This window comes from Streptomyces sp. NPDC003027, assembly GCF_053591435.1.
The window spans coordinates 134,753-156,154 of sequence record NZ_JBSFTU010000002.1 but is presented as its reverse complement, the minus strand read 5'-3'; the positions used below and the strand labels follow the sequence as shown (position 1 = coordinate 156,154).

The 21,402-nt window shown below is 71.9% G+C and carries 22 protein-coding genes; 11 read left to right on the top strand and 11 right to left on the bottom strand.

What is annotated here, in order from left to right; genetic code table 11:
* Positions 1 to 23 precede the first annotated feature (23 nt).
* Genes ACWDX6_RS02465 through ACWDX6_RS02455 form a run of 3 tightly spaced genes read right to left on the bottom strand, consistent with a single transcriptional unit; the run spans position 24 to position 3,948 of the window.
* Positions 24 to 1,337 (bottom strand): O-antigen ligase family protein, encoded by a 1,314-nt coding sequence (locus ACWDX6_RS02465; RefSeq protein WP_451483091.1) that lies wholly within the window; start codon positions 1,335 to 1,337, stop codon positions 24 to 26.
* Positions 1,337 to 2,791 carry a sugar transferase gene (locus ACWDX6_RS02460; protein WP_451483090.1) on the bottom strand — a complete coding sequence of 485 codons (1,455 nt, stop codon included), beginning with the start codon at positions 2,789 to 2,791 and terminating at the stop codon, positions 1,337 to 1,339. The genes ACWDX6_RS02465 and ACWDX6_RS02460 overlap by 1 nt, the downstream gene beginning before the upstream one ends.
* Complete coding sequence (locus ACWDX6_RS02455) at positions 2,788 to 3,948, bottom strand: glycosyltransferase (RefSeq protein WP_451483089.1); 1,161 nt, start codon at positions 3,946 to 3,948, stop codon at positions 2,788 to 2,790. The genes ACWDX6_RS02460 and ACWDX6_RS02455 overlap by 4 nt, the downstream gene beginning before the upstream one ends.
* Positions 3,949 to 4,448: 500 nt before the next feature.
* On the opposite strand from ACWDX6_RS02455, the gene ACWDX6_RS02450 reads away from it, so the two are divergent.
* From ACWDX6_RS02450 to ACWDX6_RS02430, 5 genes are all read left to right on the top strand, one after another.
* Positions 4,449 to 4,691, top strand: a complete 243-nt coding sequence (locus tag ACWDX6_RS02450) for a chaplin (RefSeq protein ID WP_451483088.1) — start codon at positions 4,449 to 4,451, stop codon at positions 4,689 to 4,691.
* Between the two features lie 424 nt (positions 4,692 to 5,115).
* Positions 5,116 to 5,397, top strand: a complete 282-nt coding sequence (locus ACWDX6_RS02445; protein ID WP_451483087.1) for a hypothetical protein — start codon at positions 5,116 to 5,118, stop codon at positions 5,395 to 5,397.
* 417 nt (positions 5,398 to 5,814) lie between these two features.
* Positions 5,815 to 6,633 (top strand): hypothetical protein, encoded by an 819-nt coding sequence (locus ACWDX6_RS02440; protein ID WP_451483086.1) that lies wholly within the window; start codon positions 5,815 to 5,817, stop codon positions 6,631 to 6,633.
* A gap of 190 nt (positions 6,634 to 6,823) precedes the next feature.
* On the top strand, positions 6,824 to 7,312 hold the full coding sequence (locus ACWDX6_RS02435; protein ID WP_451483085.1) for a hypothetical protein: 489 nt from the start codon (positions 6,824 to 6,826) through the stop codon (positions 7,310 to 7,312).
* Positions 7,313 to 7,601: 289 nt separating this feature from the next.
* Entirely contained in the window at positions 7,602 to 7,871 is a 270-nt protein-coding gene (locus ACWDX6_RS02430) for a chaplin (RefSeq protein ID WP_451483084.1), read from the top strand.
* A gap of 65 nt (positions 7,872 to 7,936) precedes the next feature.
* On the opposite strand, the gene ACWDX6_RS02425 is transcribed toward ACWDX6_RS02430, so the two are convergent.
* Positions 7,937 to 8,803 carry a tyrosinase family protein gene (locus ACWDX6_RS02425; RefSeq protein ID WP_451483083.1) on the bottom strand — a complete coding sequence of 289 codons (867 nt, stop codon included), beginning with the start codon at positions 8,801 to 8,803 and terminating at the stop codon, positions 7,937 to 7,939.
* Positions 8,787 to 9,218, bottom strand: coding sequence for a tyrosinase family oxidase copper chaperone (locus ACWDX6_RS02420; RefSeq protein WP_451483082.1), 432 nt, complete (start codon positions 9,216 to 9,218; stop codon positions 8,787 to 8,789). Before ACWDX6_RS02420 ends, ACWDX6_RS02425 begins: the two co-directional genes overlap by 17 nt.
* Positions 9,219 to 9,368: 150 nt before the next feature.
* Between ACWDX6_RS02420 and ACWDX6_RS02415 the strand changes: the two genes are divergently transcribed.
* From ACWDX6_RS02415 to ACWDX6_RS02400, 4 genes are all read left to right on the top strand, one after another.
* Positions 9,369 to 9,872 carry a DUF5949 family protein gene (locus tag ACWDX6_RS02415; RefSeq protein WP_451483081.1) on the top strand — a complete coding sequence of 168 codons (504 nt, stop codon included), beginning with the start codon at positions 9,369 to 9,371 and terminating at the stop codon, positions 9,870 to 9,872.
* Positions 9,873 to 9,892: 20 nt separating this feature from the next.
* On the top strand, positions 9,893 to 10,540 hold the full coding sequence (locus ACWDX6_RS02410) for a vitamin K epoxide reductase family protein (protein ID WP_451483080.1): 648 nt from the start codon (positions 9,893 to 9,895) through the stop codon (positions 10,538 to 10,540).
* Between the two features lies 1 nt (position 10,541).
* Positions 10,542 to 10,940: a hypothetical protein gene (locus tag ACWDX6_RS02405; protein ID WP_451483079.1), complete on the top strand. Its 399-nt coding sequence runs from the start codon at positions 10,542 to 10,544 to the stop codon at positions 10,938 to 10,940.
* A 72-nt stretch (positions 10,941 to 11,012) separates the two neighbouring features.
* Positions 11,013 to 11,558 (top strand): glycosyl hydrolase, encoded by a 546-nt coding sequence (locus ACWDX6_RS02400; RefSeq protein ID WP_451483078.1) that lies wholly within the window; start codon positions 11,013 to 11,015, stop codon positions 11,556 to 11,558.
* Here the strand turns inward: ACWDX6_RS02400 and ACWDX6_RS02395 are convergent.
* Both ACWDX6_RS02395 and trhA read right to left on the bottom strand, forming a co-directional pair.
* Positions 11,524 to 12,147 (bottom strand): TetR/AcrR family transcriptional regulator, encoded by a 624-nt coding sequence (locus tag ACWDX6_RS02395; protein ID WP_451483077.1) that lies wholly within the window; start codon positions 12,145 to 12,147, stop codon positions 11,524 to 11,526. The genes ACWDX6_RS02400 and ACWDX6_RS02395 overlap by 35 nt on opposite strands.
* Positions 12,148 to 12,155: 8 nt before the next feature.
* Positions 12,156 to 12,830: a PAQR family membrane homeostasis protein TrhA gene (gene trhA, locus ACWDX6_RS02390; protein ID WP_451483076.1), complete on the bottom strand. Its 675-nt coding sequence runs from the start codon at positions 12,828 to 12,830 to the stop codon at positions 12,156 to 12,158.
* A 207-nt stretch (positions 12,831 to 13,037) separates the two neighbouring features.
* Between trhA and ACWDX6_RS02385 the strand changes: the two genes are divergently transcribed.
* Positions 13,038 to 14,870, top strand: coding sequence for a phosphoenolpyruvate carboxykinase (GTP) (locus ACWDX6_RS02385; protein ID WP_451483075.1), 1,833 nt, complete (start codon positions 13,038 to 13,040; stop codon positions 14,868 to 14,870).
* 176 nt (positions 14,871 to 15,046) lie between these two features.
* On the opposite strand, the gene ACWDX6_RS02380 is transcribed toward ACWDX6_RS02385, so the two are convergent.
* Entirely contained in the window at positions 15,047 to 15,439 is a 393-nt protein-coding gene (locus ACWDX6_RS02380) for an SCO4983 family protein (RefSeq protein WP_451483237.1), read from the bottom strand.
* 80 nt (positions 15,440 to 15,519) lie between these two features.
* Complete coding sequence (locus ACWDX6_RS02375) at positions 15,520 to 16,731, bottom strand: pyridoxal phosphate-dependent aminotransferase (RefSeq protein WP_451483074.1); 1,212 nt, start codon at positions 16,729 to 16,731, stop codon at positions 15,520 to 15,522.
* A 186-nt stretch (positions 16,732 to 16,917) separates the two neighbouring features.
* Between ACWDX6_RS02375 and mptB the strand changes: the two genes are divergently transcribed.
* On the top strand, positions 16,918 to 18,300 hold the full coding sequence (gene mptB, locus ACWDX6_RS02370) for a polyprenol phosphomannose-dependent alpha 1,6 mannosyltransferase MptB (RefSeq protein WP_451483073.1): 1,383 nt from the start codon (positions 16,918 to 16,920) through the stop codon (positions 18,298 to 18,300).
* A 122-nt stretch (positions 18,301 to 18,422) separates the two neighbouring features.
* Here mptB and ACWDX6_RS02365 read toward each other — a convergent pair whose 3' ends face one another.
* Together ACWDX6_RS02365 and ACWDX6_RS02360 are read right to left on the bottom strand one after the other, a co-directional pair.
* Positions 18,423 to 20,048 carry an N-acyl-D-amino-acid deacylase family protein gene (locus ACWDX6_RS02365; RefSeq protein ID WP_451483072.1) on the bottom strand — a complete coding sequence of 542 codons (1,626 nt, stop codon included), beginning with the start codon at positions 20,046 to 20,048 and terminating at the stop codon, positions 18,423 to 18,425.
* A 10-nt stretch (positions 20,049 to 20,058) separates the two neighbouring features.
* Entirely contained in the window at positions 20,059 to 21,330 is a 1,272-nt protein-coding gene (locus ACWDX6_RS02360) for an alanine racemase (protein WP_451483071.1), read from the bottom strand.
* Between the last annotated feature and the right edge of the window lie 72 nt (positions 21,331 to 21,402).

Sequence of the window (21,402 nt, the reverse complement as noted above, 5' to 3'; positions counted from 1 at the left end):
GTTCCGGGTCACCCCGCCAGGGGTCACGCACGCTTCACCTCCGCCAGCGACCACCAGGCCGCCAGGCCGAGCACCACCGACAGCAGCACCGTGGAGGGCCCGCCGATGTCCGCGTAGAAGAAGTCGACCAGCTGCCAGGACAGCAGTCCGATCGCCACCAGCGCGCAGTCCGCGCCCCTGGCGCGCCGTCGCAACGCCCCCACCAGGAGCGTCGCCCAGCTCCCGGCCAGCGCGAGGAGCCCCACCAGGCCCTGCTCGCTCAGCACCAGCAGGTACATGTTGTGCGGCGACAGCAGCGGCTGACGCTGGAACGCCGACCCCGCGCCCGCCGTGTCACTGCCCGACGAAAGCGCCAGCGAGGCGTGGGAATCGCGGTACCGCGGAAAGCCCTTCAGACCCACCCCGGTCAGCGGTTCCGCGCGCCACATCCGCCCGGCCGCCGCCCACATCGTGTACCGGTCCGTCACCGACTGGTCCGGCGCGGCCGTCACCCGCGTGATGCTGGCGACCCGCTCCTTCACCATCGTCGAGCCGATCCCGAGCCCGCCGACCAGGACCACCGCGAGCGCGCCCACGGTGAGCGCCACCCGCCCGGCCCGCCGCAGGCCGGAGAGCAGCAGTTGGAGCGCGCACGCCAGCACCGTCGCGATCCACGCGCCCCTGCTGTAGGAGAGGATCAGCGGCAGCAGGAGCAGACCCGCGCAGACCAGCGCCACCGTCCGGGTCCGCCCCCGCCCGCTGCCCAGCGCGATGCCGGTGACGACGACGAGACCGTACGAGACGACCGTGGCCATCCCCATCACGTCGGTCGGCCCGAACGTCCCCACCGCCCGCACGTCCTCGCCCATGTACGAGGCGCCGGTCCCGGTCAGCGACTGCGTCACCCCGACCGCGCCCTGCACCAGCGCCAGTGCGACCAGCGCCCACGCGACCACCGCGAAGTCCCGCCGGTCGCGGATCGTCAGCAGCACGGCCGCCGGGACGAGCACGAAGACCTGGACGTAGCGGGCGACCCCCGGCAGGCTGGCCGCCGGGTCGTTCGAGGTGATGGCGGCCAGACAGATCCCGAGGACCGGCAGACCGAGCACGATCGCCGCCCACCGGGTCAGCGGCCGCGCTCCGCCGCGAACCACCCGCACCAGGCAGATCAGGACGAGGAGCCCGGAGGCCGCGTCCGCGACCGTGCCCGTACCGCCGGTGCCGCCCTCCGCGCCACCGCCGGCCGGGACGAGCAGCAGTCCGATCACCGCCAGGACGGGGGACAACGCCCCGGCCCTGCGCGCCAGGTCGCGTACGTCGGCGGGCGGGGCGGCGACCGCCGCGGCCGTCGCCGTCATCAGCTTCCCGCCGGTCGGACCAGACCGGCCGCGGTGCGCAGCAGAATGCGGACGTCCTGCCAGAGCGACCAGTGGTCGATGTAGTGGTTGTCGAAACGGCAGCGGTCCTCGATCGAGGTGTCGCCGCGCAGCCCGTGCACCTGCGCCAGTCCCGTCAGCCCGACCGGCATCCGGTGGCGGGCCGCGTATCCGGCGTGGATGCGGCTGAACCGGTCCACGAAGTACGGCCGTTCCGGACGGGGCCCGACCAGGCTCATGTCCCCGCGCAGTACGTTCCACAGCTGCGGCAGCTCGTCCAGCGAGGTCCGCCGCAGGAAGCCCCCGACCGCGCTCATCCGCCGGTCGTCGGCCACGCTCCACCGCGTCGCCGACTCGTTCTCGTCGGCGGGGCGGAGCGTACGGAACTTCAGCAGCGTGAACAGCCGCCCGTTCTGCCCCACCCGCTCCTGCCGGAACAGCACACCCGGCCCGTCGGAGAGCCGCACGGCCAGCGCGCACAGCAGCAGCACCGGCAGCGCACAGGCCAGCGCGGGCCCGGCCACGGCCACGTCGAGCGCGCGCTTCGCGGCCAGACCGCGCCGTTCGGACAGCGGTACGAGCCGACGGCAGCCGTACCCCCACAGGTGGTCGCTCATCGGCCCGTCCTGGCCCTCGCCGCCCACCCGCCAGGTCGTGCAGCCGTAGTGCTGGAAGAGCGTCACCAGACCGGGGTCCTCCGTCAGGAACACCGCGTCGCGCACGGTGGTCTGGATGACCGCCCGGTGGATCTCCTCCGTGGTCGTCAGGACCGGAAGCCCTGTCTCCGTCGGGTGCGGCGGAGCCCCGCCGTCCTGCCGGGTGGTCACGATCCCCACCGGCCTGATGCCGTACTCCGGATGCTGCCCGACCGCCGCCGCGAACCGGCGCGCCGCACCCGGCCCGCCGACCACCAGCGCCGACCGGGGCTGCGCCCGGGCGATCCGCCGCCTGCGGGCGTGGACCATGCCGCGCGCCACGCACACGGCGGCGAGATGCGTGGCGAAGGCGGAGCAGAGCGCGGCAGGGCCGATCGCCCGCCCAGGGGTGTACGCGGCGACGGCGGCGGCCGCCGCGCACCAGGCGATCCCGGCACGGGAGGCGAGCGCGGGCAGCTCGTCCAGGACGGAGGCGAGGGGGCCGGGCCGGTGCAGACCCGCGTACGCGTCGAGGGCGAGGACCAGCCCGGCGACCAGGAGCAGCAGCCGGAGCTCGGTGTGCGGGGCGGGCATGAGCCCGACGGCGAGCAGCACGGCCAGACCGTCGGCCGCGATCAGCGGTACGGCGGCGAACCGCGGCGGCGCGGGGCGGCGCGGCGGGAGCGCCAGCCGGTCCGGCCGGCCGCGCTGCGGGGCGAGGGCGGCGAGACCGGGGCCGGCGTGGGTCGCCGAGGGCCAGGGGCCCGGTGCGGGAGGGATGCTGGTGCTTTCCGTGGTCACTGGGCAATCGGCTCTCTGTGCTCGGTGCACCGCACTCCGGCCAGCTCGCGGTACACGTCCGCGACGGCCGCGCCGGTGCGCCGCACATCGAATCTGCTGAGTACGTGCTCGTGGGCCTGGCGGCCCAGGGAGTGCCGCAGGTCCGGCCGGCCGAGAAGGCGGCCGACGGCGGCGGCGAGCGCGGCCGGGTCCTCGGGCGGGACCAGGCACAGGGGTTCGTGGCCGGGTGGGAGGCTCTCGCGCGCCCCGGCCACATCGCTGACCACGACCGGCCGGCCGCTCGCCATGGCCTCCAGGGGCGCCAGCGCCATGCCCTCCCAGCGGGACGGCAGAACGACCAGGTCGGCCGCGCGGTACCAGGGGGCGGTGTCCGCCACGGCGCCGGCGAACCGGACGGAGGCAGGCGCTCCGGCGCGCAGCCGCTCGCCGTCCGGCCCGTCGCCGACGAACACCAGGCGGGCCGTGGGGAACTCGGCGGCGACGGCGGGCCAGGCGGCGAGCAGCACGTCCTGACCCTTCTGCCGGCAGAGCCGCCCCACGCAGACGACGAGAGGGCCGCCGCCGTCGCCCCCGGAGACACCGGGCTCCGGCTCCGCGCCGGCACCGCCGAACCTGGCCACGTCCACGCCGTTGTGGATGACCGACCAGGACGCCCGGACGCCGGCCTGCTCGCCCGTGCGGCGCTCGGCCTCGCTGACGCAGACGATCCGCTGCGTCCAGCGCGCCGCCCAGCGCTCCCAGCTCCGGGCGAGCGCGCCGACCGTGCCGTCGACGGCCTCGAAGGACCAGGCGTGCGGCTGGTACACGGTCGGAATCCGGCCCCGCAGGGCGAGTCGGGCGCACAGCCCGGCCTTGGCGCTGTGGGCGTGGACCAGGGTGGGGCGGACGGTGCCGATCAGGCGGGCGAGGTCGCGGGTCTCCCGGACCAGCGCGGCGCCGGGCTCGCGCCCGGCGCGCCAGACGTGCACCGAGGCACCCTCGGCGCGGACGGCGCCGGCGAGCGGGGTGTCCGGCGGGCAGGCGACCGCCACCCGCATTCCCGAGCCGAGCTGGGCGCGGACCAGGTCCGTGACGACACGGGCGACTCCGGCGTCACCGGGCTGGACCGCGTGCAGAACGGTGAGGGAAGAGGAATCCGATTTCCGTGAAGGCCGCACGTCAGAAGAGCGCTTCGAGCCGGAAGGTCTCGGCCGCCTCGGCCGAAGAGTTCGAGACGCGGACGCCCGACAGACCGCGGCGCACCGCACCAACCGCTGAATTCCGCATACAGGTTCTCCGCTTTGATGAGAGGAGGAAGGGAAGACCCGTGGAGATCGGGAGAGAAGAAGAGTTCGTCCGCACGAAATGAGTGAACGTGCGGCTGGGCCGGAAGCAACTTTCTTGAACGTTATAACCCCAACGCCGGGCGATAGTAAGCATTAGATGTCCGGAAAAGCGAACTTCCGTATCCACCAGGCAGGTTCCCGGCCGGGCGTGTTGCTCCTCTCTCCGATCGGTCCGCCATTCGGCACCCCCATGGCCCAAAGATCGGTTGAACGTCACCCGTTCGGGAGAGCAACCAATGAAATGGAACCGCGTTGTTGAGGGAGTCGGACGAAGCCGTCCGCATCGACCGTCAGGTCTCAGTGATTTCCCTACATTCGAGGAGCGCTTCCCCATGTCCCGTATCGCGAAGGCTGCAGTCCTGACCATCGGTGTCGCCGCGTCCGTCGCGGGTGCCGCCGGTGTCGCCGTTGCCGACGCCCACTCCGAGGGTGCGGCCGTGGGTTCCACGGGCTTGCTCCTGAACGGGAACGTCGTGCAGGTCCCGATCCACGTGCCGATCAACCTCTGCGGCAACACCATCAACATCGTCGGCCTGCTGAACCCGGCCTTCGGCAACACCTGCGTCAACGCCTGATCTCGCACGCCGCACCGCCGTCCTTCCGAGGCCGGCGCACCGCCCCGTCCAGGGTGCGGTGCGTCGGCCTTCCGCTCGTTCGGGGGCGCATCCGTGTGCGCCGCCCGGTGCAACGGCGTACGCCCCCGGCAGGGACAGGTCAGGACGAGGGATTCACTCGAACGAAGGGGTGGCGCTCAGTAGTTCCCTCGTCGCGGAGTGCTATAGCCGCAGGCAGTCCGGTGGCCCGGCGCTCACGCGCCCGGTCGGCAAATACGACCGCGGACCTTCGTTCGGGTGCTGTGCCGGGAAATCCCTCCCGCCGGAGTTTCCGGGGAGCGAACCCCTCGTTACAGAAGGCGGAACGACGTACAGGAATCGGCCAAGAGGACTGTGCGGCAAGCGACTTGCTTGCGAGAGACGCCATAGAGGAAGGACTCACCCCATGAAGCCCACCAAGGTTGCCGCGGTCGTCGCCGGTTCTGTGATGGCCCTGGCCGCCGCCGCCCCCGCGATGGCCGTCGAGTCGGCCGCCGTCCCCACCAGCCTCGACGGCGGGCTCGGTTCGATCGCCGGCCAGGGGCTCGCCGGCAAGGGCCTGACGACGGACGAGCTGAGCAGCGCCACGGAGGGTTCCGTGGTCAAGAAGGTCGGGAACACCACGGGCTCCCTGAACAAGACCGACCAGGCAGCGTCGCTGCTCGGTGGTCTCCCGATCGGAAACTGACGGGTCTTCAAGTCCTCACCCCCGCGGGCAGCGCGTGGACCGTGCCCGCGGGCGTCGACCCCCCGCATCACCTTCTCCTCCGCCCGGTCCCGGCGGACGCTGCCATCGGCGTTCACCGTTACGCCACGCGGTCGGCCGATCGAATGATTTTCTGATCGCCCGCCGTGTGGCCCCGGTTCTTCACCGCCTGCCGCTCCTACGCTCTCGCCAACCCACGGAAGGTTGGCCCATGGAGAGTCCGAGGACGGCAGCGCTCGACCTCGTGTCGCAGTCGCCGCGGAGCGTCCGCCCGGTGTCCTTGAGCCTCACGTTCCGTTGTCAGTCCCTCAGCGGCTGACGTACCGAGTGCGTGGACAGGCCGGTCGGAGCGAGGGGGGTCCCCCGCCGGTCTCTCCTTTTCTCCAGAGGAAGAGCGGGATGCGATCCATCATCAGCAGGAAACTCATCACTGCCGCCGCCGCGACGGGCATTCTGTCGCTGACCGGCGGCTTCGCCGTGGCGGCGAACACCACGCCCGGTACGGGTGAGGGCCCCGGCCGCGGCACGGGCCACCACCTCCAGCTCACGCCCGGTTCCGATCTGTGCGGCCACCCCATGGAGCTCGGCGAGGCGGCGGCCGCGGCGGTCGGCGATCTGTGCACGCGCGCCGTTGTCGACCCCGACGGCTACGGCGACGACGACGTCCCGGACGAGGACCACCCGAAGCCGCCCGGCAACCCGGACCACCCGGGAAACCCGGACCACCCCGGCAACCCGGACCACCCGGGCGGCCCCGGTGACCAACCGAAGCCTCCGACGAAGCCGCCGACGACGCCTCCCACGAAGCCTCCGACGACCCCTCCTGGCGAGTGCGAGGAGCCGGAGCCGGGGTGCGAGGAGCCGACCAAGCCTCCGACGACGCCTCCGACGAAGCCGCCCACCAAGCCTCCGACGACCCCTCCGGCCAAGCCGCCCACCACGCCCCCCACCAAGCCGCCCACGACTCCGCCGGCGACGCCGCCGGGCGAGTGCGAGGAGCCCGAGCCGGGGTGCGAGGAGCCGACCGAGCCTCCCGTCTCCACACCCCCCTCCACCCCGCCCGGGGAGCCGGGCAAGCCCGAACTCCCCGACACCGGCAGCGACCCCGCGCTGTGGGCCGCCGCCGCCACGAGCGCGGCGCTGCTCCTCGGCGGAACGGTCGTCCGTCTCCGCGCGGGCCGCTTCGCGGCCGCCGGACGTCGGGAGCGCCGTCACTGACGCGCCGTGCTGACGTGCCGTCAACCGAGCCCCCCACCCGTCACCGGTGGGGGGCTGCGGCGTTACGGCAGACAGGGGAATTTCGCGACGTTCGGCCCGGACCGCTCGTTCACAGGACACAGCAACACCGCACTCTTGTCATCTGCTCTGAAGGGCGTACGCAGTCATGAATCTGCGATCTCAAGCCGGCATGGGAATCCTCGTGACCGCTCTCGCCTCCGCGGCCATGGCCGCCCCCGCGGCCGCCGTCGAGGCACCGGTGAATGTGCCGTTCCAGGGGCTGGAGCCGGTGATTCCCATGGACGCTCCCACGATCTCCACCGCCGCCCCGCTGCCCATGCCCGGCGCTCCCACCGGTTACCACCCCGGGCGGGCGGGTTCGCTGCCCGACATCGGGCTGCCCACGGTGCCGCTCGACACCACCATGCCGGAGAGCGTCGTCGCCGCCCCGCTGCCGGAGGTCATCGAGGGCAGCGAGCTCGGCCAGGCGCTGCTGACCACCCCCCGCTCCAAGATGGCGGCGACCACGCCCGGTGCCCTGGTCGGGAACCCGTTCACCCAGCCGCACGCCGACCGTGGCGGGATGCCCGGGCTCACGTCGCCGAAGGCCGGCGTCATCGCCCCCGCCGTGACGGGGGCGCTGGACTCCCAGCTGGGTCTGGCGCAGCCGACGGCCTGACGGCGTTCTTCTGTGCGACCGGTGACCCGGCGGGTGAAGACACGATTCTTCCCCGCCACCCGAGGGGTCGTTGATCGTTACAACAGAAGGCTTGTCGCATGGCCGTGGCCCGCGGGTCCGGGTGTCGCTCCGCCGTATCCGACGGTGGGCGGACCCAGATCCGCGGGCCTTCCCTCTCCTCGTTCTGTTCCATCCGGCCTAAAGGGCGTTACTCACACGCCTTTTCGGCGTTAACACGAATGACGGCCGTGATTCTCGCGGTCGCCTTTCCACGTCCAAGGAGTTCTTGATGTCTCGCATCGCGAAGGCTGCCGCTGTCCTCGCCGGCTCGGGTGCTGTTGCCCTCAGCGGAGCCGGCATGGCCGTCGCCCATTCCGGCGCGGAGGGCGTAGCCGTCAACTCAAGCGGTATCGCCTCCGGCAACGTGGTGCAGGTTCCGATCCACGTCCCGATCAACCTGTGCGGCAACACCGTCACCGTCATCGGCCTGATCAACCCGGCGTTCGGCAACCAGTGCGCGAACGTCGACGGCCACGGCGACGGTGGCTACGGCGGCTGATCCCCCGGATCACCGAGCGGCCCCCCGGCACAGCTGCCGGGGGGCCGCTGACGTATGCCCGCCGGCTAGGCGTACCGGTAGAGCGCGCTGTGGTCGAGCATCTGGGCCGGCGTGACGCCCCACGGCCCCATCCGCTCGTGGAGGGCCGCGATCCGGCGGTGCTGTGAGTCGCCCAGCGGGGGCGGCTTCGCCGGGAGATAGCCGGCGCGCGGGTTGCGCTGCTGCCAGCGTGACCACAGCAGGTCGACGAAGGAGTGGTGCAGCCAGAACACCGGGTCGTTGACCGAGGCACCGCCCAGCATCAGGCCACCGACCCAGCGGTGCACCCGGTTGTGGATGCGATGACGGTCGTTGCCCCGGCCCGGTGCCCAGCCTTCGAGCCGGTTGCGGAAGCCCGAGCCGCTCGTCGAGTTCCACGGCGCCACGTCGTACACCGTCTCCCGCATCACCTCGTCCAGCTGCGCCTTGGTGGGCAGGGTGATCGGGTCCGACGGGCGGCCGAAGTCCCTGGTGAGGAAGCGGTTCTCGGTCATGCCGTGCTTCACGGTCCAGCGCCCGCCCGCGTGGGCGAAGGGTCCGGTCATCACCTGGAGGTCGCCCCGGCGGCCGTTGCCGCCCATGAAGTCCTCGTTCCAGAGGGACGCGGCCGGGGTGTTGTCGCGGGTCCAGTCCCAGTACGGCACGGTCACCGTCGGGTCGATCCGTCGCAGCGCCCGTTCGAACTCCAGCAGGAACTTGCGGTGCCAGGGCAGGAAGCTGGGCGTCATATGGGCCACGCGGAGGCGGCCCTCGCCGTCGGATACGTAGTACTCGATGTGCGTACGGACGAACTCGTCGTACGTCCCCCGGCGCTTGAGTTCCAGGACGGCGGAGACGAACTTCCTCCGCTCGGCGCCCGTCAGATCGCGCTGGTTCTTACGTGTGTGGACCACGCTGGCTCCCTCCCGGGTGGACGCCGTGGGCCGCGGCGTAGCGGGTCAGCGGCGCGGACCCCAGCTCGTCGACGGCCGCGCGGGTGGCCTCCAGTGGTGTCGGACAGGACTGGTAGTGATCGATGGGGGTGAGATAGCCGCCGTCCGCGCAGCGCATCAGATGCAGCGGCCGGCCGTCGACGAGGACCTCCGGCGCACCGCTCGCAGTGGCCCGGCCCTGGATGCGGCGCCCCCGGTACATCTCGTCGAAGGCGTCGAAGGCGTCGAAGGCGTCGGCGGTGCCGCCCGAGGCGGTCGGGGCGGCGGGGTGCCCTTCGCGGGGCGTGGCGGCGACTCGTGCGAGCGCGCCGCCCGTGAAGGCGGCCAGGGTCGCGGGGAAGAGGAAGCGCAGTGCGACGCGGCGCGGGACGATCATGAGTGATCTCCTGATGCTCGGCAAATGCCCTCAGGGCACAACGATGAAATCCCGACTTCGTTGCGGGGGAAATGGCTCAGGGATGAATGTCGGCCGTTCGGGTGAATTCGGTGCGGAATGGCGGGCATGCGGCCACTAGCATCCGGACCCATGACTTCTTCCAATGTCGTTTCCGAGGCGCGCAGCGACTCCCCCCTGGGAACCCTCTCGACCGTCCTCTGGACCATGGGCGCCACCGAAGACAAGCCCGCGACCGCGTATCTGATGGTGTATTCGCTCGGCAACGGCAGTGAGGGTCCCGAGGCCGGAGCGGAAGCGATGCGTGCCGCCGTGGAGGACATGGGCCTGACCGTCGGCGGGCCGGTGGTCGACGCGTCCAAGGATTCCCGGGTCGACGCCCACCTCCTCGTCGAGGCGGGGCAGGCGGTCCTCACCCTGCCGTTCCTGAAGGTCCAGTGCTCGGTGCCGGCGGAGTGGGAGGCGGCCGCCAAGGAGCTCGGACACGCCTATCTGGTCTGCTCCGTCCGCCCCTGGCCCGACGCCGCGCCCGGCGAGCCGGTCGCGGAGGACCAGCTGCGGTCCTTCTTCTCCGGCGAGAACCCCCTGGCGACCGGAGGGCATGCCGTGCTGCCGGTGCGGCGGCTGCAGGGCTGAGCGGGGAAGGGAGCGGCGTCATGGCGACGGCGAACGTACGCGGCGGGGTGCCGGGGCAGCGGCAGCTCGCGCAGGACGAGGCGACGCACGGACCGGCCGCGGCGAGCCGGGCCCTGGCCTGGCTGCTCGTGGTCACCGGTGCGGCCGGCGTGCTGGCCGCCTGGGTCATCACGCTCGACAAGTTCCTGCTCCTGGAGGATCCGGACTTCCAGCCGGGGTGCAGCCTCAACCCGGTCGTCTCCTGCGGCAACATCATGAAGAGCGAGCAGGCGGCGGTGTTCGGCTTCCCGAACCCGATGCTGGGTCTCGTGACGTACGCGATGGTCGTCGCCGTCGGCGCCGGGCTGCTGGCCGGGGCCCGCTACCGCGGCTGGTTCTGGCTGGGGCTCAACGCCGGGATGCTGTTCGGTGTCGGCTTCTGCACCTGGCTGATGTACCAGTCGCTGTACGAGATCAACTCGCTGTGTCTGTGGTGCTGCCTGGCCTGGGCCGCCACCATCGTCATGTTCTGGTACGTCACCTCGCACAACGTGCGGACCGGGCTGCTGCCCGCGCCGGCCGCGCTGAAGGGCTTCTTCGGGGAGTTCACCTTCGCCCTGCCCGTCCTGCACCTCGGGGTCATCGGGATGCTGGTCCTGACCCGGTGGTGGGACTTCTGGACCAGCTGACGTGACCCTCTCCCGCCGGCCGCGGGCCGCACTGATCGTGCTGCTCGCGGCCGTTCTCGTGCTCGTCCTGCCTTCCGACCGGCTGGCGCCGGGCACCCGGCGGAGCGCGGAACCCGCCGTGCCGGAGGCGGAGCCGGCGCCGCTGACGGTGCCCTCGGGCTTCTTCACCGGCTCCGACGCGACAGGGGTACGGCGGATCGGCGAGGTGCAGCGCTGGCTCGGCGGCGGCTCCCTGACCGTCGGGCACACGTATCTGCCCGGCGACCGCTGGTCCAACATCGAGGGGCACCCGGCGCTGTTCGAGCCGTGGGCGCGGTGGAAGGAGGCGGGGCCGGGGCGGCTCTTCGTCCTGAACGTGCCGCTGCTCGACCGCAGCGAGGACGGCCTGCCGGACGACTAGGTCCGGGCGGGGCTGCGGCGCGGGGCGGCGGGGGCGTACGACGGCCACTTCCGCACCCTGGGGGAGCGGCTCGTGGAGCACCGGCTGGCCGACGCGGTCCTGGTCCTGGGCTGGGAGATGAACGGCACCACCTACAGCCATCGCTGCGGACCGGACCCGGAGACCTGGAAGACGTACTGGCGGCGGGTCGTGGGCGTGCTGAGGGACGTGTCCGGGCAGCGTTTCCGTTTCGACTTCACCGCGAGCCGGGGGCGGGACGCCGTGGAGTGGCCGCGCTGCTATCCGGGTGACGCGTATGTCGACATCATCGGGATGGACGCCTACGACCAGCCGGAGGGGCTGGACTTCGCCGGACAGGTGGGGGAGGAGTACGGGCTCGCGGACCATGTGCGGTTCGCGGCGGCGCACGGCAAGCCCGTCTCGTACCCGGAGTGGGGACTGTTCCGCAACGGCGACAATCCCGCGTACGTGCGCGGGATGCTCGACTGGTTCGCGCGGCACCGGCCGGTCTACCAGACCTTCACGGACTACTGCCCGCACGGAGTGTGGGGCTGCCCGGACAACCCGGAGTCGGGGAAGGTCGTCAGGGGTGCGTTCGGAGCGCCGGGCCGCCCTTGAGAGCGTCGACGGTCCGGTTCAGGAGCGGGATCAGGTCGTCGCGCCGGCCGCGTTCGGCCCAGTAGACGGTCGCCTCGCGCAGCGCGCCGAGGACCGCCGCCGTGAAGACCCGTACCTCCAGGTCGTCCGCGGCGCGGCCGGTGCGTTCGGCGATGGCCCCGGCGAGGCGCCGGCCGGTCTCGGCCGTGGTCTCGGTGAGCCGGGCCCGTACGGCGGGGACCTCCACCATGAGGCGGGCCCGCAGCAGGGTCTCCTCGGGCTCGTCGGCCAGCGCCGCCGCCACCGCGTCGAGGATCACGGCGCGCAGCGACTCCAGCGGCTCCTCGTCCGCGGGGCGGGCCCGCAGCCGGGCCTCCACCAGCGGATCCTGCTCGCTGGTCAGGAGGATGTCCTCCTTGACCGGGAAGTAGCGCACGACGGTGGAGGGGGAGACGTCGGAGGCGGCCGCGATCCGCTCGACGGTGGTCGCCTCCCAGCCGCCCTCGGCGGCCAGCCGGTAGGTGGCCTTCCGGATCGCCGCCCGGGTCCTGAGCTTCTTGCGTTCGCGCAGGCTGGGGCGTGGGGGAGTGTCGGCGGCCATGGCCGTCATTGTCCCGCTCAGGCGTGCTGGTAGGCCACCAGCGAGATGCCGACGTAGTGGACGATGAAGGCGGCGAGCGTCAGCGAGTGGAAGACCTCGTGGAAGCCGAACCAGCGCGGGGACGGGTTGGGGCGCTTGATGCCGTAGATGACACCGCCCGCGCTGTAGAGCAGTCCGCCGACGACGACGAGCACGAGGACGGCGATGCCGCCCGCCCGCATGAAGTCCGGCAGGAAGAAGACGGCGGCCCAGCCCATCGCGATGTAGCAGGGCGTGTACAGCCAGCGAGGGGCGCCGACCCAGAAGACCCGGAAGGCGATGCCGGCCGCCGCCGCCACCCAGACCGCCCACATGAGCGGCCGCCCGGTGGAATCGGGGAGAAGCAGCAGCGTCAGCGGGGTATAGGTGCCCGCGATGATCAGGAAGATGTTGGCGTGGTCGAGGCGGCGCAGGATGGCCTCGCCGCGCGGGCCCCAGTTCCCCCGGTGGTACAGGGCGCTGATGCCGAACAGCAGACAGGCGGTGAGGACGTAGACGCCACAGGCGATCCGGGCGCGGGGCGACTCCGCCAGGGCGACCAGGACGACACCCGCGACGACCACGGCGGGGAACATCCCCGCGTGGAGCCAGCCTCTCAGCCGGGGCTTCACGAACTGCTCGATCTCGTTGACCGACGGCATGGCTGAAGTCATGACAAGAATGCTACCGACGCCCCCGTAAGCGGCGAAGAGGAGTGGCGATGCTCACGTGGGCGGCCCTCTGGACATATGGGCACTTGCGTCGGATGATCAAATGAGTGCGGTCGGCACCGGATGAGCGCGAGCGTCTCCATACGAGAAGCATCCGGGTCGCAGCCCCCAAGGGGCCGACATCTAAAAACCCCTCATCAAGGAGCAATCGTGGCGCGCGACAACGCGGCTCCCACCACCGTCCCCACCCAGCACCAGGAACTCGTCTCCTGGGTGAACGAGATCGCGGCGATCACGCAGCCGGACGACATCGTCTGGTGCGACGGATCCGAAGCCGAGTACGAGCGCCTGTGCGAGGAGCTCGTCGCCAAGGGCACGTTCAAGAAGCTGGACGCGATCAAGCGCCCGAACTCGTACTACGCCGCCTCCGACCCCTCCGACGTCGCGCGCGTCGAGGACCGGACCTTCATCTGCTCCGAGAAGGAGGAGGACGCGGGCCCGACGAACCACTGGAAGGCCCCGGCGGAGATGAAGGACATCTTCGCGGGCGAGAAGGGCATCTTCCGCGGCTCCATGAAGGGCCGCACGATGTACGTCGTGCCCTTCTGCATGGGCCCCGTCGGCTCGCCGCTCTCCGCCATCGGCGTCGAGATCACCGACTCCGCTTACGTCGCCGTCTCCATGCGCACCATGACCCGCATGGGCCAGGCCGTCCTCGACGAGCTCGGCACCGACGGTTTCTTCGTGAAGGCCGTCCACACCCTCGGCGCCCCGCTGGAGGAGGGTCAGCAGGACGTCCCGTGGCCCTGCAACACCACCAAGTACATCTCGCACTTCCCCGAGACCCGTGAGATCTGGTCGTACGGCTCCGGCTACGGCGGCAACGCCCTGCTCGGCAAGAAGTGCTACGCCCTGCGCATCGCGTCCGTCATGGCGCGCGACGAGGGCTGGCTCGCCGAGCACATGCTGATCCTCAAGCTCACCCCGCCGCAGGGTGAGGCGGAGGGTGCCAAGTACATCGCCGCCGCGTTCCCGTCCGCCTGCGGCAAGACCAACCTCGCCATGCTGGAGCCCACGATCTCCGGCTGGACGGTCGAGACCGTCGGCGACGACATCGCCTGGATGCGGTTCGGCGAGGACGGCCGGCTGTACGCGATCAACCCCGAGGCCGGCTTCTTCGGCGTCGCGCCCGGCACCGGCGAGCACACCAACGCCAACGCCATGAAGACCCTGTGGGGCAACGCCGTCTTCACCAACGTCGCGCTGACCGACGACAACGACGTGTGGTGGGAGGGCATGACGGAGACGGCTCCGGCGCACCTCACGGACTGGAAGGGCAACGACTGGACGCCCGCGTCCGAGACTCCGGCGGCCCACCCGAACGCCCGCTTCACCGTCCCCGCCTCGCAGTGCCCGATCATCGCGCCCGAGTGGGAGGACCCGAAGGGCGTGCCGATCTCGGCGATCCTCTTCGGCGGCCGCCGGGCGAGCGCCGTTCCGCTGGTCACCGAGTCCTTCGACTGGCAGCACGGCGTCTTCCTCGGCGCCAACGTGGCCAGCGAGAAGACCGCCGCCGCCGAGGGCAAGGTCGGCGAGCTGCGCCGCGACCCCTTCGCGATGCTGCCGTTCTGCGGCTACAACATGGGCGACTACATGGCCCACTGGATCAAGGTCGGTGCCAACGCCGACCAGGCCAAGCTGCCGAAGATCTACTACGTCAACTGGTTCCGCAAGAACGACGCGGGCAAGTTCGTGTGGCCGGGCTTCGGCGAGAACAGCCGTGTCCTGAAGTGGATCGTGGAGCGCCTGGAGGGCAAGGCCGAGGGCGTCGAGACCCCGATCGGCATCCTGCCGACCGTCGAGTCGCTCGACACCGACGGCCTGGACCTGCCGGCCGAGGACCTGGAGTTCCTGCTCAAGGTCGACCGCGACGTCTGGCGCGAGGAGGCCGCCCTGGTCCCCGAGCACCTGAACACCTTCGGCGACCACACGCCGAAGGAACTGTGGGACGAGTACCGCGCGCTGGTCGAGCGCCTGGGCTGAACCCGCACCACCGGCTCGTGACGGGTTGCCCACGACAACCGCCCTGACCAGTGGGGTCACGACGGCCCGTCACGACGCATGCCGGCCCCCGAAGCTCCTCACAGCTTCCGGGGCCGGCCTTTTGGCGTGAGTGGCGCCCGGGCCGCGCGCCTCCCCGGCACGCGGCCCGGGGCCGTCTAGGGGGCGCTGACCAGTCCGGGGGAGGCCAGCGCGGCGGTGTGCGCGTCCATCCGCTCGGCGGCGAGGATCGCGGCGGCCGTGTCCGCCCGGGACGCGGCGACGACGAGGGCCCGGCCGGCGAGGGCGTGGGCGCGGCGGTGGAGGGAGTGGGCGGACGAGCCGCTCAGTCCCGCGTGGCGGGCCGGGGGCGCCCCACGCAGCCGCGCCACCTGCTGGGCGATGCGTTCGCCGGCCGCCGCGTCGCCCAGTTCGTCCGTGACGGCGAGCAGGGCGGAGAGGTGTCCGGCGAGCTGGATGTCCAGCTCTTCCTCGCGGGAGCGGTGGGGGTAGGCGTGCTGGTCGTCGTCGGCCATCCGGTGGACCGACTTGGTGCGGATCGGTTCGTACATGAGGACGGCCTCCTGCAGTAGCTCTGCGACCATCCTAGCTTAGATTCCGTCTAAAGTTGAGCGCCGTCCGGGTCGGGTGGTCAGTGCTGGCCGTAGCCGTCGAGGAAGGTGCCGATGCGGGTCACCGCGTCCGCCAGATCCTTGGCGTTGGGCAGCGTGACGATCCGGAAGTGGTCCGGCTCGTGCCAGTTGAAGCCCGTGCCGTGCACCACCATGATCTTCTCGGCCCGCAGCAGGTCCAGGACCATCTGCCGGTCGTCCTTGATCTTGTAGACGCTCGGGTCGAGACGCGGGAAGAGGTACAGGGCCCCCTTCGGCTTCACACAGGTCACGCCCGGGATCTGCGTCAGCAGCTCGTACGCCGTGTCGCGCTGTTCGAGCAGCCGCCCGCCCGGCAGGACCAGCTCCTCGATCGACTGCCGGCCCTGGAGGGCGGCGGCCACCGCGTGCTGCGCCGGCATGTTCGCGCACAGCCGCATGTTCGCCAGGATCGTCAGACCCTCGATGTACGAGGTGGCGTGCGCCTTGGGGCCGCAGACCGCGAGCCAGCCGGAGCGGAAGCCCGCCACCCGGTAGTTCTTGCTCATGCCGTTGAACGTCAGGACCAGCAGGTCCGGAGCGATGGCGGCCGTCGGGGTGTGCGTGGTGCCGTCGTAGAGGATCTTGTCGTAGATCTCGTCCGAGCAGACGACCAGGTTGTGGCGGCGGGCGATCTCGGTGAGCGACCGCAGCATCTCGTCGTCGTAGACGGCACCCGTGGGGTTGTTCGGGTTGATGATCACGATCGCCTTGGTGCGGTCGGTGATCTTCCGCTCGATGTCGGCGAGGTCCGGCATCCAGTCCGCCTGCTCGTCGCAGCGGTAGTGCACGGCCGTGCCGCCGGCCAGGGAGACCGACGCCGTCCACAGCGGATAGTCCGGCGCGGGGACCAGCACCTCGTCGCCGTCGTCGAGGAGCGCCTGCATCGACATCTGGATCAGCTCGGAGACGCCGTTGCCCAGATAGATGTCCTCGACGGAGAGCGGGATGCCCTTCGTCTCGTAGTGGCTCATCACCGCGCGGCGGGCGGACAGCAGCCCCTTCGCGTCGCCGTAGCCGTGCGCGTCGGCGAGGTTGCGCAGCACGTCCTCGAGGATCGCCGGCGGGCACTCGAAACCGAAGGCGGCCGGGTTCCCGGTGTTCAGCTTGAGGATGCGATGACCGGCAGCCTCCAGCCGCATCGCCTCTTCGAGCACCGGGCCCCGGATCTCGTAACAGACGTTGGCGAGCTTCGTGGACTGGATCACCTGCATGACGCGAGCTTACGGCGGGGGCGGACACCGCGCCTCGTGTTTTGGGACACGTCGGGCCTTTGGGACCGCCCCCGGCCAAGCCCCCCAAGGGGTGACGGGCCGGAGGGAGCGCCGCACGTCAGGATAGGTTGACCCGTCATGTGGGTGTTGAGTGCGAGTGCCTCCGGATGCCGGTGGCTGGGTGCGGTGGGATCGCTCGCCATCGCCGCGGGCGGGTACGCGGCCGGGACCCTGCCGGTGCGTGAGCCGTGGGGGATCTGGGTGCCCCGGGGCTCCGGAACCGCCGTCGCCGCGACCGTCCTCGCCTACCTCGGCCTGACCCTGCTCGTGGCCGCCTGGTGGAGGTACGGGAGGCTGCTCGCGGACGGGATACGGGACCGGGTCCTCGTGACGCTCGCCTGGTGGACCGCGCCGCTCGTGCTCGCGCCCCCGCTGTACAGCGCCGACGTCTACAGCTACATCGCGCAGGGCGCGATGGTCCTCGAAGGCCACGACGTCTACGGCGCGGGCCCCGCCGTCCTGGGCCCCGGCGACCTCGGCGCCGACGCCGCCGACAGCGTCGGCGGGCACTGGACCGACACCCCCGCCCCCTACGGGCCGGTCTTCCTCGCCCTCGCCCAGGGTGTGGTGCAGCTGACCGGCGGGGAGATCGTGCCCGCCGTGCTGGGGATGCGGCTGATCGCGCTGGCCGCGCTCGCGCTGATCGTCTGGGCCGTACGGGGTCTCGGCGGCGGCCCGGGCGCGCTCTGGCTGGGCGCGCTGAACCCGCTGCTGCTCATCCACGTCGTCGGAGGGATGCACAACGACGGCCTCATGATCGGTCTGATGCTGAGCGGGGTGGTGCTCGCGGTCCGCGGGCGGTGGGTGCTCGGCAGCGTTCTGGTGGGCCTCGCGATGATGGTCAAGTCGCCGGCGGCGGTGGCGCTGCTCTTCATCGGCGTGATGGTGGCGCGCGGGCACGGAGTGCGGGGCCTGGTGAAGGGGCTCGTGCTGCCCGGGGTGGTGGCGGGGGCCGTCGCCGCCGGGGCGACGCTCGTCGCCGGGACGGGGTTCGGCTGGCTGCGTACGCAGAGCGTCGCCGGGACCATTCACACGGCGCTGTCGGTGACGAGCGACATCGGGCTCGGGCTCGGGCTGCTGTTCGGCGACGATCCCGAGCCGGTCAAGGGTGTGGTGCAGACACTCGGGCTGGTCGCCGCGCTCGCCGTCATCGCCGCACTCGCGTGGCGCGCCTACCGGGGACGCCTCGACCCGGTGCCGGGGCTCGGGCTGTCGCTGATCGCCCTGGTGGTCCTGTCGCCGATGGTGCAGCCGTGGTACCTGCTGTGGGGGACGGTGGTGGTCGCGGCGGTGGCGTGGCGGAGCCGGGCGGGGCAGCTGCTGGTCGTCCTGTCGGCGGCGCTGGTGTACGAGACGGCGCCGTCGGGGCGCACGCCGTGGTACGGGTTCGCGATGGCGGGGGTGGTGCTGCTGTTGGGGCTCCTGTGGATGCGGCGGGAGTCGTGGGCGCGGGCCGCCGAGGTGGAGGAGGCCGGGCGGGAGAGCCGGGCCGCGGGGGCGGTGCCGTAGCGGCGCCGGCCCCCGTGGTGGACAGGCACCAGGGACGGAGGCGCCCGCGAAGGCGCCGTCCGTTGTGCCCACCCGTTCCGCCCCAGCGGAACGAATGCCCGCAACGGAGGCTGAGGCCCGCGTCAGTGCGTCGGGGTCCTGCGGATCGCGCGGCCCGCCAGGACGTCCGTCCGCCGGGCGTCCTCGATCACGAAGCGGCCGTCGATCAGCACGTGCGGGATGCCCGCCGGCAAGGTCCGCGGGGCGTCGAACGTCGAACCCGCCGCGACCGTCGCGGGGTCGAAGAGGACCAGATCGGCGCGGTATCCCTCGCGGACCAGGCCCCGGTCCGGCAGGCGCAGCCGGGCGGCCGGGCGGGAGGTCAGATGGGCCACGCACTCCTCCAGGGAGAGGACACCGAGCTCGCGCACGTACCGGCCGAGGTAGTGCGGGAACGTGCCGTACGCCCGCGGATGTGGCTTGAAGCCCTGGAGGATGCCGTCCGAGCCGCCGGTGTGGACCCGGTGGCGCATGATCGTCCGGACGTTCTCCTCATGGCCCACATGCTGGAGGATCGTCGAGCCCAGCCGGTCGTCGACCAGCAGCCGGCGGGCGGTCACCCACGGGGCCTCGCCGCGCTCCCGCGCCGACCGGGCGATCGTCTTTCCGACGTAGGAGGCGAGACCCGGGTCGCTCACGCCCGAGATCTCGATCGTGTCCCACTCGATCGGCACGCCGTGGCAGCCGTCCGAGCCGGCGACCTCCAGGTCGTGGCGGACGCGTTCCGCCGTCGCGTCGTCCCGGAGACGGGCGAGGACGGCGTCCGGGCCGCCCTCGCCCACCCAGCTGGGGAGCATCGCGACCAGGGTCGTGCAGCCCGGTGTGTACGGGTAGGTGTCCAGGGAGATGTCGGCGCCCTCGTCGAGCGCCCGGTCGAGCAGGGCCAGGAGGTCGGGCGCCTTGCCCTTGTTCACGCCGAAGTTCATCGTCGCGTGGGCCAGATGGAGGGCGCAGCCGGCCTCCCGGGTGAGGGCGACCATCTCCTCGTACGCCTGGAGCGCGCCGGCGCCGTACGAGCGGTGGTGCGGGCAGTAGTAGCCGCCGTACCGCGCCACGACCTGGCACAGCTCCGTGAGTTCGGCGTCGGCCGCGTACATCCCGGGGGTGTACGTGAGGCCGGAGGACATGCCGACCGCGCCCTGTTCCATGCCCTCCGCCACCAGGCGCCGCATGTGGTCGAGCTCTTCGGGCGTCGCCTCGCGGTCCTCCCAGCCGACCGCGTGCATCCGGACCGTTCCCTGCGGGACGAGGTAGGCCGCGTTGACGGCGATGCCCTGGCCGCCGTGGGAGCGGTCGAGGCGGTCCAGGTACTCGCCGACCGTGCGCCAGTCGAAGTCGATGTCGGATCCGTCGCCGTTCCAGCCGGTGATCGCCCGCCGGACCTCCGCGAGCGTGCGGTCGTCGACGGGCGCGTACGACAGGCCGTCCTGGCCGAGGACTTCGAGGGTCACGCCCTGGGCGGCCTTCGCGCTGTGGTCGGGGTCGCGCAGCAGCGCGAGGTCGCTGTGGGCGTGCATGTCGATGAAGCCGGGCGACAGGGCGAGGCCGTCGGCGTCCAGGACGCGGCGGGCGGTGGGGCGCTGGCAGCCGGCCGCCGCGCCCTCCTTCACTATCGCGGCGATCCTGCCGCCGTCGAGGGCGACGTCGGCGCGGTAGGAGGTGCGACCGCTGCCGTCGACGACCTCCGCGTCACGGATGACGAGGTCCACGGGGGCTCCCCTAGAAGAACGTACGGATGTAGTCGACGACCGTGCCGTCCGCCTCGACCAGCGGGATCAACTGCCACTTGTCGAAGGAGGTGCAGGGGTGGGACAGGCCCATCCCGAGCCAGTCGCCGACCTCGATCCGGGCCTCCGGCTCCGTCCGCAGCCAGCCGTGCTGGTCGGAGAGGCCGGTGACGGTGATGCCGTGCGCCGGACGCTGGGAGCCGTCGCGGGCGGAGCGGACGACCTGTGCCTCGGGCAGGTTCAGGTCGTAGGCGGCGTCCCGCTTGCCCGCGTTGGTGAACGCCTGCTCGGCATCAGGGCGGGAGACGACCTGCGCCCACAGCCGGAAGGCGGGCTGGAGGGCGCCCTCCTCCGGGACGCGGTTGAAGGGGGTGAGACGGCGGTAGTGGCCGTCGTCGTGCGAGACGTACGCGCCGGAGCGCAGCAACTTCAGGACAGGAAGGGAGAGTTCGGGGATCTCGGCGAAGACGTCGGCGACGGCGTCGAACCAGGCGCTGCCGCCCGCGCTGATCACGATCTCCTCGGTGTCCGGGGAGAAGCGGCCGGCCTTGTCGAACTCGGCGGCGAGCGACACGAGCCGGTGCAGCCACTCCCGTACCCGCTCGGTGGTGGCCTGCGGGACCTCGCCCTCGTAGCCGGCGACGCCCACGAGCCGCAGGGTGCGGGTGGCGGCGACCGCGTCGGCGACGGCGGTGCAGTCGGCCGCGGTCCGGGCGCCGGTACGGGCTCCCTCGCCGGCGCCGAGCTCGACGACCACGTCGACCGGACGGCGGGCGCCCGCCTCGGTGAGGGCCGCGTCCATGAGCTCGACGCCGCGGACGGAGTCGACGTAGCAGACGAAGCGGAAGCCGGGGTCGGCGTCGAGTTCGGCCGCCAGCCAGCGCAGGGCGGCCGCGTCGACGAGCTCGTTGGCCAGGAAGATCCGGGCGATGCCGTGGGCACGGTAGACGCGGGCCTGGTGCGGGACGGCGGCGGTGATGCCCCAGGCGCCGTGCTCCAGCTGGCGGGCGAAGAGCTGCGGAGCCATGGAGGTCTTGCCGTGCGGGGCGAACGCGAGTCCGTGGCGCTCGGCGTAGGTCTCCAGAAGGCGCAGGTTGTGCTCGACGGACTCGGCGGAGAGGGCGAGGACGGGAGTGGTGAATCCGCCGGTGAAGAGGTTGCGGCGCTGGGCGGCCAGCTCGCCGACGGTGAGGCCCTCGGCGTCCGGGGGGAGGGCCTTGAAACGGTGGTCGACGCGTTCGTCCGCCAGGGGCTCGATGGGCATGGGCCTCTCCTTCTTCCGCAGCACGCTGTCTCCGCCCCTTTGTACACGTTGCAGTATGTGCAACGGCCATTG